General features: G+C 39.1%; 6 protein-coding genes. 1 reads left to right on the top strand and 5 read right to left on the bottom strand.

The window, feature by feature from the left end; translation table 11 throughout:
* Nucleotides 1-187: 187 nt before the first annotated feature.
* From VB797_RS26930 to VB797_RS26915, 4 genes are all read right to left on the bottom strand, one after another.
* Complete coding sequence (locus VB797_RS26930) at nucleotides 188-2,218, bottom strand: TolC family protein (RefSeq protein WP_323240839.1); 2,031 nt, start codon at nucleotides 2,216-2,218, stop codon at nucleotides 188-190.
* A 91-nt stretch (nucleotides 2,219-2,309) separates the two neighbouring features.
* Nucleotides 2,310-3,872, bottom strand: a complete 1,563-nt coding sequence (gene kaiC, locus VB797_RS26925) for a circadian clock protein KaiC (RefSeq protein WP_323240838.1) — start codon at nucleotides 3,870-3,872, stop codon at nucleotides 2,310-2,312.
* Between the two features lie 74 nt (nucleotides 3,873-3,946).
* Entirely contained in the window at nucleotides 3,947-4,270 is a 324-nt protein-coding gene (gene kaiB, locus VB797_RS26920) for a circadian clock protein KaiB (RefSeq protein ID WP_323240837.1), read from the bottom strand.
* 101 nt (nucleotides 4,271-4,371) lie between these two features.
* On the bottom strand, nucleotides 4,372-4,725 hold the full coding sequence (locus VB797_RS26915; RefSeq protein WP_323240836.1) for a KaiA domain-containing protein: 354 nt from the start codon (nucleotides 4,723-4,725) through the stop codon (nucleotides 4,372-4,374).
* Between the two features lie 785 nt (nucleotides 4,726-5,510).
* Here VB797_RS26915 and VB797_RS26910 point away from each other — a divergent pair.
* Complete coding sequence (locus tag VB797_RS26910; RefSeq protein ID WP_323240835.1) at nucleotides 5,511-8,876, top strand: ATP-binding protein; 3,366 nt, start codon at nucleotides 5,511-5,513, stop codon at nucleotides 8,874-8,876.
* 212 nt (nucleotides 8,877-9,088) lie between these two features.
* Here VB797_RS26910 and VB797_RS26905 read toward each other — a convergent pair whose 3' ends face one another.
* Nucleotides 9,089-10,894 (bottom strand): glycosyltransferase family 39 protein, encoded by a 1,806-nt coding sequence (locus VB797_RS26905; protein WP_323240834.1) that lies wholly within the window; start codon nucleotides 10,892-10,894, stop codon nucleotides 9,089-9,091.
* Nucleotides 10,895-11,197 lie beyond the last annotated feature (303 nt).

Below are 11,197 nucleotides of genomic sequence, written 5' to 3'. Positions count from 1 at the left end.
ACTCCCTACTCCCTCAAAGAGTAAACAATTTAATGCAAAAGTATTCTAATTAAGTTAAATAATTATCAGTAGATACACCCCCCAAAGTTTCTTATGAATAAAACTTTTACAACCCTAAATGTAATTAGTCAAAAGCTCATAGTTATAAATTACATAACTAATGACTAATGACTAATAACCGATCGCGTTAACGTAATCCCCGCGCAGTAACGGAACGTTGTAAATTAGCTAAAGCGCGATTGTAGTCCAAGATTGCGTTAACTCTATTACCTTGGGCTTGGGTAAGAGCATTTTCCGCATCAATTACTTCGAGTTGAGTTCCAACACCCGCTTGAAAACGCAAACGAGCTAATCTCAAAGACTCTTCCGCTTGACCTAAAGCAGCTTGGGAGGTTTGCACGTTTTCCAAGTTGGATTGCAACTCTGAATAAGCTTGTTCTACTTGAAAGCGGATTTGATTGCGCTGCTGAGAAAACTGAGTTTCGGCGATCTCGATGTCAACTTTTGATTGTGCAGCTTGCGCTCTAGATGCACCACCATCGAATAAATTGAGGTTTGCTCTTAATGCAACGCTGTAACCGTCGGTTAATCCCACGCTATCGTTAAAGCCATCGAGCAGTTCGTAATTAGCAACAAGACTAACTTGCGGACGTAACTGTGCAAGTGCTTGTCTTCGCTGTTGTTCGCCGATGTTGCGCTGTGCTAACTGCTGTTGCAGTTCCGGACGATTTTGATAAGCCGCAACTATGCTATTTTCTAGCGTTTGTCTCCACAAACCAGCTAATTTTACGGGGTCTGCGGCTGAAACTGTTGCTGACTGTGCCAAATTCAGTCGAGTTACTAGCTGACGACGAGCAATACGCTGTTGCGATCGCGCATTAGTTAACGTTTGTTGGGCATTTGCTAAGTTTACCTGAGTCCGTAAGGAGTCAAATCGCGTACCAACCCCAGCTTCTTCTAATGCCCGTGCATCTCGTAAACTTGCTTCAGCGTTGACTACAGCAGCTTGAGAAATACGTACTTGTTCATCTGATTGTTGCAAGTTGTAATACTCGGTAGCCACGTTCAAACGAATTTCTTCGGATAAACGCTCAACGTCTAATTCTTGCAAGCGCACCTGTTCTTCGGCTTGTTTGATGCGAGCCGATCGCGCTCCGGAGGTATATATATCGTAATTCAGTTGCGCCGCACCGCTGAAAGCTGTACTGGGTGAATCGTCCTGTTGGGATGGGAAGCCTTGATTAGCCGCAGCTTCATTACTAAGTTGACCGCTCGCAGACTGCTGACGAGCAACTTGAGCGTTTAAACCCACGGTAGGCAATAAAGCGGCTTGAGCGACTTTTAAACCTGCTTTTGCCCGTTCTAGCTGCAATAAAGCTACCTGTAGATCTTGATTGTTCCGTCTTGCTAACTCCAATGCTTGTGGTAAAGTAATTGACTGGCTTTGCTCCACTCTTACCTCTTCAGGTTTGGTGGGATATTGCAGCGGATTAGCACTGGGGTCAAGACTGCTAGGAATTGCGGGACTCTGTAGTGGTCTTGTTGGCTGTACCGGAGCCGGAGATAGTGGCTGAGCTAACTTATGATGATTAGGAATATTAATCCGTTCACAAGCGGAAGTTGCTGAAACTGATAAAAGATTTTGCAGCTTTACAGTTTCTTCCTGTGTGGGACAGCTTTCTACCTGCAATTTCGCAGCTTCGGATACTTTAGAAATTTGCTGTAATTTTTGAAATATTTTATCATCGAGATTTTTCTTAATTACTACTGCTGGGTCAACTTTCCTTTGAGGCAAATCAACGTTCCGAGAAGAAAGGTTTTCGGAATGCCTTTTTAATGCTTGTCTCAAACTTTGATGAGAAGCAGCTTTCAAGCCGTTTATCTGGATATTTTGATAATTTTGCCTACTCGTTTTAATTGTTACCCCAGTTTTGCCAGCCATCAATTTTAAATTGTTAGGAACGGCTGGTTTTAAACTGCTTTTTGCAACCCCTACAGGAGTAACTACCACTGGATAATTATTGTCGATTGCATTTTTGACCGGAACAAAAGTATCAGGGGACACTTTTTCACTACTCGTACTAGTAGCGAATATATTCGTGTAAACACCGGCTTGTGAAGTATCAAAAGTTACGGTCGCAGCCCAAGTAGGCTGAGTCGTAAGCACTGCTACCGTCACACCGGGCAAGAAACTATTTAATATTTGCTGTGCTTTCACCGCATTTCCTCACACTACAACCAAGCAGCAGAAACTGTTTTCTCACCACAAACTATATCATTAGAGAATTCTGAAGATGTCAAGTAAACTGTTATAAATCAGGTGTTTGATTATCTTCAAAACCCCTAACAATACGAGATAGTTCCGCCTTCTCATCGATACTAACGCGGCTCGGCACGCCACTGATAATTCTTTCGTAATCTTGGAATGAATTTTTGATTTGAGGCCCTTCATGGGTGATGTTGTATTCGCGAATACCCTTATCGTGCCAGGAACCGCGCATTTTAAATACGTTGATTACTCGCGACATCTCCCCACGAATTTCTACATACTGCAATAAGATAATTGTGTCGGTAATCGTGGAAATGTGAGAATCGGTAATCGAATTTGAACCCAAAAACTGGGCTGTAGTATTAGTAAAAAAGCCGGTAATCTCCTCTTGTTTGGCGTAACCAGTGACACCGATGACGAATTGTCGAAATGCATTATTAGAAACTCCCCTTGCTAAAGCACTAAGGGAATCTATGGCAATTCGGGAGGGTTTAAATTCAGAAATTTCTGACTTAATGATTTGCAGATGATCTTCTAAACCTGTTGATTCGGGATAAGCACAAATAATTTTGAGTAATCCCTTTTGTTCTAACTCTTCAAAGTCAATACCCCAGGAAGTAGCGTTACGTGAAAGTTGAGCGCGTGATTCTTCATAGGCAAATAATATCGAGCGTTCGCCTATATGGCAACCTTCCTGTAAAAATTTGCTGACCAACAGCGTTTTACCCGTACCTGTCGCACCTGTAGCCAAAATAATCGAGTCTTTGAAAAAGCCACCCCCACACATATTATCAAGGTATTCGACTCCTGAAGATATCCGGACGTTAGAAGAACGCTGAGTCAACTGCATCGCACCCAATGGGAAGATATTTATTCCCTCATTAGTAATGGTAAAGGGATATTCCCCTTTCATATGAGTGGTACCGCGTAACTTGAGAATTTCAATCGTGCGTCTGCGACGTTCTCCGTCTAAAACATTCCGAAAAATAATTGCATTGTCCGAGACAAATTCCTCTACCCCAAATGTAGCAACAGAACCGTATTCTTCTCGTCTTTCGGTTGTCATTAAGGTAGTAACACCCAATTTTTTTAACCGCGCAACCAAACGGAAAATTTCTCGACGTACCAATCCTGCTGCTTCATACTGTTGGAAGATTGCCGTTACTGAGTCAATAGAAATGCGTTTTGCTTTGTATTTTTGAATTGCGTATTGCAAGCGCTCGATTAATCCGGATAAGTCAAAGTTACCGATAACTTCTTGACCTTCGGGGTCGGGAGAAGCATCCAGAATAAATAATTGACCGTCCTCGATTAGCTGCTGTAAATCCCAACCAAATATATGGGCATTTTTAATAATATCGGTCGGAGATTCTTCAAAAGTTACAAATATTCCTGGTTCTTCTAAGTGAGTAATACCGTTGTAGAGAAACTGTAGCGAAAATAATGTTTTACCCGTACCAGATGTTCCGCTGACCAAAGTTGTTCTACCTTTAGGCAATCCACCATGAGTAATATCATCAAAGCCCTCTATCAAGGTGTGAATTTTTTCTACACCTTTATTTAAACGCTTGCTGCTCTGTAGCGGTTTTTCTGTCTCGCTCATTGTTAGTTAACTACAAATATTAAATTAACTCCGTTTTTTGATAACTAGAGTTCCTTTATTAATCTTTATATAGTTTACTCTTCAGTGCTGTTTTGTTGTTCATTTAATTGTGAATCTAATAAATTTAATCCAATCAACACTCTTTCTTTATCTGAAAGATCGCCAATTATTTTACGAACGGGCGGCGGTAAAATTTTAGACAGAGTTGGTGTAGCTAAAATTTTGTCATCTTCTGCTTGCTGAGGATTTTTCTGCACGTCGATAACTTTTAGCGCATAAACTCCTTTAAATTCCTGCTCTAAAATTGCCTGGAGCGTTTTTAAAGCCCGCACGGAGTTGGGTGTATTGCCAGATACATACAGTTTGAGAACGTAGGTTTCACCCTCTTGATGGTTCATAGGTTAGTTTGGGGTAGAAAATATTTCTCTAGATTTACTGCGAGTTTTAAACAATAAAAATAAAATTTTCATCTGTTTATCTGTTAACAAATTATGTTAAATTAACTTTTGGAAGCGTTGGAGCGCCGATACAGTTCGCACAAGTGAGCGAGCATATCAATTAATGCCAAGCGATAGTCAAGAAGCAATGAAGTATAGTCGCTTCGTCCTTCTAATTTAAGTTGTTTGGAAAATTCATCTACTAATTCCATGTGAATTTCAATAATTTTAGGCACGGGAATATTAGCACGAAATATGGCGTTAATAAATTTATCTATCTTTTCTTTTAAATTTATATCGTTCTTAAAGTATCGGATCAAAATTTGACGGTAATCAGATTTGATTTGCTCTAAAAATTCTTTTTTTTGATTGGGATTCATTTGCTCAAAAAAGAGCATAATTTCATATTGTGACATTTAACTACATATCTAATATTATTCCTATCTGTTTTGACCTACTTATCAGATATCTTTAGATATTATATCTGGCAATCCATTAATTTTAAAGCGTCAGAGATTTTCGTTAAGTAAAAATTATTATAATATTACCTTTATCTTGCTGGTATTTATCTTCTTTTTCATCTAACTATTACCAAAAAAGTTACTTTCTAAACATTATTGTCACTATGTTAAATGCAGTAGAATTTAAACATTGTCAATTTAATTTACCTCCTATGATATTAATTAGTAAAATCAAAAAAACTCAACTTTAAATAACAATGTGGTTGTCAATTTGATTTATAATTATAATTATATCTCCGAGGTTAAAATCTTTATGCTTATTTAACAATTCGGGTTGCTAAAAATTGTTAAATGAAGCTTGACAAATATATTTCAATTGAACGGAATGATAAGATACATAAAGAAAACTTAAAAAATGTCGTAATTTAAATCATTATAATTCCTAAAGGTTTTTAGGCAAAGTTTAAGGTAATAATTGTTTTAATAGCTGCTATCGATCCGAGGAGTATTACCTCAAAAAGGAAGCTCATAAAGCCTCCTTGATGCATCTGAAAGCAAGCAAGGGAGGAACCGCCGCACAGACAACTCTTAGAAAGACAAGTAGGTTCTCGCTTGGTCAGGCTAAATTGCTTACATTAAGCGTGAGGTTCTGGCTAAAAACGATCCTGTTGCGTCGCTTGCCAACTTTAAGTAGATTAACAATCGCTTGTAAAAGGCATAAGACGAGCAGTTAGTTAGTGATGCCGGATGCTTCCTTAGGAATAACTCCCGCAAGGCATATGTCAATCAAAAATTACCCGCTTTACGAGTTTATAACTAAAGTACCCAGTTGCTACGAGACTACTCCTGTAGTAGAGGCAATTTGTCTTTTCGAGCAAGAGCAGCACGATCGCTTAGTGGTACGAAACGACCAGCAAATTCCCCTCGGATTGCTTAGTTCGGCCAATCTGCTAGTACAAATGGTTTATGAGGAAGACAATTTAGGAAACACGCAAAAATTTGATTGGGAGCAACCAATCTCTTGTTTGGATTCAAGTTTGATTCAGCCAATCCAAATCTTTAACTCTAATTTAAGTTTAGAGCAATTTTGTGCTGAATTGCGATCGCAAAAATTGCCAGTCGAATCACTTAATTGGGTATTGGTGGATCGAGATGGTAAATTATTAGGGCTTTTAGATAGCTGTCGGCTGTTGCGACGTTTGGCATTATCCGAGCGCCAAAATAAGCGTATGGTAATAGCTGCGGAACATCAAACGGAATATCAAGAAGTGGGTAATGGGATTTCAGTGATTTCTAAAACAATGAAACTCAACGCCCATTTGGATAATAATGAAGTTATTAGTTATGCGGATGCTAAGGAAAAAATTCATCAACGCAAACTAAAGGAGAAAAGTCAACTGGCATATAAATATGCAGCACAATTGCTTGAAGGACTTCCTTGGGCTTTGATGCTAGAAACAGATAGCGAAGTAGTATCGCAAAATCAGCTTTGGTACGAACAATTTGGCGAATTAAAAGACCCAAATGGTTTAAAAGAACTTTTAGAAAGAACGATTGAAGGAAAGGTTGCACAAATAGATGATAGCGATCGCAACGATTTATCCCACAATCCTGAAGCTTCAGCATTAAATCGCTGTTTTATCGATAGCGAACCGGGTAATTGTGTGTGTATTGTAGAAATGCAGGATGGACAAGAAAGAGTTTGGCGATTTGCAAAAACACCGTTAGATATTTCCGATCGCGATATTCACGACTTAACCAATGAGGAAGCGTGGAACCAGGAACTAATTGGATTAAATAGTCGGTTGTGGTTAATTCTCGCTACCGATATTACCGAACAGCATCAGTTAACTCAAGAATTAGCCGCTAAAAATGCCGATTTAATTCAACTCAATCGTTTAAAAGACGAGTTTTTGGCCTGTATTAGTCATGAATTGAAAACCCCTTTAACAGCAGTATTGGGATTATCGCGTTTGTTATCCGATCAGCAGTTAGGAAAGCTCAACGATCGACAAGCAAAGTACGCTCAATTAATTCATCAAAGCGGTCGTCACTTGATGAGCGTGGTTAACGATATTTTAGATTTAACCCGCATGGAAACAGGTCAAATGACCTTAACTCCGAGCAAAGTTAATATTCGCAACCTTTGCGATCGCGCTTTAAAAGAAGCAAAAGCAATCCACGCACAAAATAATAAAACCTCAGTATCGGAATTAGATAAATATCAATTTATCCTCGATATTGAGTTGGGATTAGAGCAAATTGTCGCCGACGAATTGCGTTTGCGTCAAATGCTAATACATCTGCTTTCCAACGCTTTTAAGTTTACCGAAGCGGGTGGTGAAATTGGCTTACAGGTCAATTCCTGGGAAGGTTGGATTGCTTTTACAATTTGGGATACAGGAATTGGGATTCCCGATAGTCAACAGCATTTAATCTTCCAAAAGTTTCAGCAGTTGGAAAATCCCATGACTCGTCAATATGAAGGTACGGGTTTGGGGTTAGTATTAACTAGGGCATTGGCTCGACTTCATGGTGGTGACGTGAGCTTTTTATCACGGGAAAATTCCGGAAGCCAGTTTACATTACTTTTACCACCATCTCCTCCAAATAAAATGGTTGGAGAAATTGATTTAAGCGTTACGGAAGAATACTTTCCGAAACCATCGCTTCAAGAAGATTCCGTATTACGCAGTTCCCCTTCGCTTAAAGAATTACCTGTAGAAAATATTCCTTCTCTTAAAAACAACTCCTTAAATAATTTTAATAATTTCAAATCGTCAGCTAATCAAGATTCTATTTCTAAACTGCAAACCGTCCCCAATAGTTTAGTATTAGTTGTAGAAACCGTAGCTCGATATATAGATGATTTTACGAAAAGTCTTAGCGCTTTAGGATACCGAGTAGTCATTGCGCGATCGGGGTGCGAAGCCTTGGAGAAAGCCCGGAGATTGCAGCCGAAGATTATTTTTATTAACCCTTTGCTAACTTTGCTTTCGGGTTGGGATGTATTGACATTAATTAAATCAGACGTTGCGACTCGGAATATTACGACAATTGTGACAGCTAGTGCAGCAGAAAAAGAGCAAGCATTTAGCAAACGCGCCGATTATTTTCTGAGTTTACCAGTACAGCATCAAGCTTTGACGGCATTACTGGCTAAATTATGCATCACACCCGAAGAGAAACCCGCAGATTCAAATAGTAAAGCCACAGAAATCGTAACTCCACTGCGGATATTAAGATTAGTCGAACCCGAAATAGAATCATTAAGTTATCATCCATCTTTAGGAAAACACCGAGTTATAGAAGCGGATGACATCGAACAAGCACAACTTTTAGCTCGTGTGTGGAATTTCGATGTAATTTTGCTAGATGTAGAAATGCCGTTTGCTCAAACTTATTTAAAAGAAATTAGTCAAACTAAGATTTTAGCGGCTTTACCTTTAGTAACTCGTAGCGTCGAAACTACACAAGCAGCATCAAAAATCGATCAACTATCGGTATTTCCTTGTTTAACGCAATTAGGTAAAAATCAAAAAATCGACAAAGAAAAAGCACATACTTTATTGTCCGTGCTGCAAATCGCTGCCGGGGTATGCTGTCCACCAAATATTTTGGTAGTAGATTTGACCATGTTACCGGATTTACCAAGCGCGGCGATCAACTGCGAAGCTGAAAATGATTGCTTTACAGTCAATTTACCCTGTAGCGCTATTCCTTGTTCCTTAAAGAAACACCAAAATCGTCCCACAGAATGGTTTCAAGCTTTGGTTCAGTACCTGCAAACAGCAGGTTTTAAAGCAGCGATATGTAACACTTGGGAAGAAATGTTACAACAGCTACGTCATGAAAGCGTAGATTTGCTGTTAATTTGTTTAGGAGAGTCTATTATAGAATTAAATGTTGAATCGATACTATTTGCGTTAAAGCAAATGGCTTCAGATTTGCCCCCATTATTATTACTTGATCGACGATTAAACTCTAATCCCATCGAATTGGAAAAATTAGAAACTTCAGACATCGCAACTCAAATTTTACCTCGTTCAATTTCGATGGAAAATTTGTTAAATAGAATCAATCAAGCTTTATCAATTAGCAATTAACAATGGTTCCTCCGTACTTAATTATGATAAATAAATAGCCGTTAAAAAGGCAAAACGTTTCTTGTTCCCAGGCTCCGCCTGGGAATACATATCAAGAGGCTCTGCCTCTTAGTATACTTGAGGCGGAGCCTCAATTCATGGGTTCCCAGTCAATAACGTAAGAATTCAGATTAAAAACTCGATAGCAATATTCATTGATCGTTAATAATTGTTCACTGTCCATTGATTTCGACTCGAATCAAATCAAAAGCGGTTCTCTCACCTAAAATTTTATATTCGGTTGGTTTTAATCCTATTTCAGGAATCTTTTTCGGTTCTAAAAGAATTAATACCGAATTGGATTTCGCTTGTTTAATGTAATCTGCTGCTTCTTGATTGGTTTTAATGTAATTAATTCTACGTTGAGAGTAGAAAGCGACACTAGGTTTTTTGAACCCAACTTGGATTAATTCTTCTCCAGGTTTTTGTATTTGTGCGGCTAACTGAGATAATTGCTTTAAAGGAAGCTGACGGGCTTGATCGTAGACAAATAAAGTTGGAGTCAGCACAGATATCATGAATATTGTAAACGCCAACAAATTTATGACTATAAGATGTAAATAACGACGACGGATTAATAGGATCGCAATTATCACGGCCGCAGCTAGCCAAATTATGCCTGCTAAAACTGGTAAATTAGACCTTTGCAGCATTTGGGGAAAATCCGGGGCTGCGGGGTCATAACCGATTAAACTGCTAACACGTAAAAGAGTAAATCCGATCGCTGAGGTAAAAATTACATTTACCCAACCGCTTGCTTGCATTAAAGGAGAGGAAAGTAAGACGGGAGATAATAAAGAAGAATTACGAGAAACTTTGACTGTTTGCCTATTGGGTTCTACGATCAAATTACTCCATAACAGCGCGATTAAAATACCAGCAGCTGGCATTAACGGTAACACGTAGCTAGGAAGCTTAGTAACGGCAATTGTGAAAAAGCTGAAAACACCAATAAACCAGCAAAAAGCAAATAAACCAAGCTGTTGAGAACGTTCCGTAGTCATCCACAACTTACGCTCCCAGAACTTTAATCTGGCGATCGCCGCAGGTAAGTAAACTGAGTAAGGAGCAAAACCGACCGTTACAACTACAAAATAAAAATACCACGCAGCCGAATGTCCGTTGACTACCTCAGTAAACCGTTCGACATTATGTAAACCAAAAAAGGAATTAATAAAATTCCAACCATTGCGCTGGATTACTAATACATACCAAGGAACTGACACGGCACAGATCGCGAGTAGACCTCGCAAGAGGTGAATTTCCCGCACAACTTGCCAAAAATTACCCAAATAAAGCAAAAATAGTAAAAGAATAAAGCCCGGTAAAACAATACCTACGGGACCTTTAGTTAAAATAGCTAAGCCAATTAATACATAAAAAGCAAAATACCACCGTGCTTTTACTGGAGATGCAGGAGGTTGAGCATATCCTAAGAAAAAGCATAACAAAGCCGAAGCCATGCATCCCGTCAGCAGCATATCCGAAACACCCACCCTAGCCCAAGCAATGGTTTCCGGATTCAAAGCGATGATAGTAGCACCCAAACCAGCAGTTAACCAGCGTCGAGAAGGACGAACCACCCCTTCCAAATCATCAGTTTGACCTTGATACCAGTACAAAGTATAAAATGCTAAAGTAACCAAACACAAAGCGGCGATCGCAGAAGGTAAACGCACTGCCCATTCATTAACCCCAAAAATCATGTAAGCTATTGCTTGACACCAGTAAATCAAAGCGGGTTTATCGAAACGAGTCTCTCCGTTGAAATAAGGGGTAATCCAATCACCCGTTATATACATTTGCCGAGAAGCTTCCGCAAACAGCGGTTCAGTCTCATCAATCAAGCTAATATTTCCCAAATCCCAAAAAAAAGCTATCCCTGTAACTAGGATCAACCATAAAATTGATACCGTCACAGCCAGAACCGGACGATTTTCGATATTTTTCCACAAATGCTTAGAAACACTTTGAGTCATTTAGATTTTAGATTTTGGATTTTAGATTTTGGATTGTCTTCCCCAAAGAAGAGGCTTGTAGATTTCAGATTTTAGATTATCCCCTAAATGATATGTCAGGGGATTGTTTTCAATCTAAAATCCAAAATTAAAAGGCTCATTAGTTTATAATCAGTGGGACACTAGTTATTAGTCATTATTAATCGGTTGTTAGTCAATATTAAAAGACAACAATACCGCTCCACATTAGAATGACTCTGACAATTATGCTCAGTTCCTGTCCGAGGGGATGGGGGGATGGGGAGATGGGGAGATGGTGAATCC

Source organism: Rivularia sp. UHCC 0363 (genome assembly GCF_034931125.1).
Classification (GTDB): Bacteria; Cyanobacteriota; Cyanobacteriia; order Cyanobacteriales; family Nostocaceae; genus Rivularia.
The sequence above is the reverse complement of the archived record's forward strand: the minus strand, read 5'-3'. Positions and strand labels throughout refer to the sequence as shown.

Bases quoted from the DNA above. Each gene is read 5' to 3' on its own strand.
- kaiC (WP_323240838.1), bottom strand. From the start codon at position 3,872: ATGAGCGAGACAGAAAAACCGCTACAGAGCAGCAAGCGTTTAAATAAA.
- kaiB (WP_323240837.1), bottom strand. From the start codon at position 4,270: ATGAACCATCAAGAGGGTGAAACCTACGTTCTCAAACTGTATGTATCT.
- VB797_RS26915 (WP_323240836.1), bottom strand. From the start codon at position 4,725: ATGTCACAATATGAAATTATGCTCTTTTTTGAGCAAATGAATCCCAAT.
- VB797_RS26910 (WP_323240835.1), top strand. From the start codon at position 5,511: ATGCCGGATGCTTCCTTAGGAATAACTCCCGCAAGGCATATGTCAATC.
- VB797_RS26905 (WP_323240834.1), bottom strand. From the start codon at position 10,894: ATGACTCAAAGTGTTTCTAAGCATTTGTGGAAAAATATCGAAAATCGT.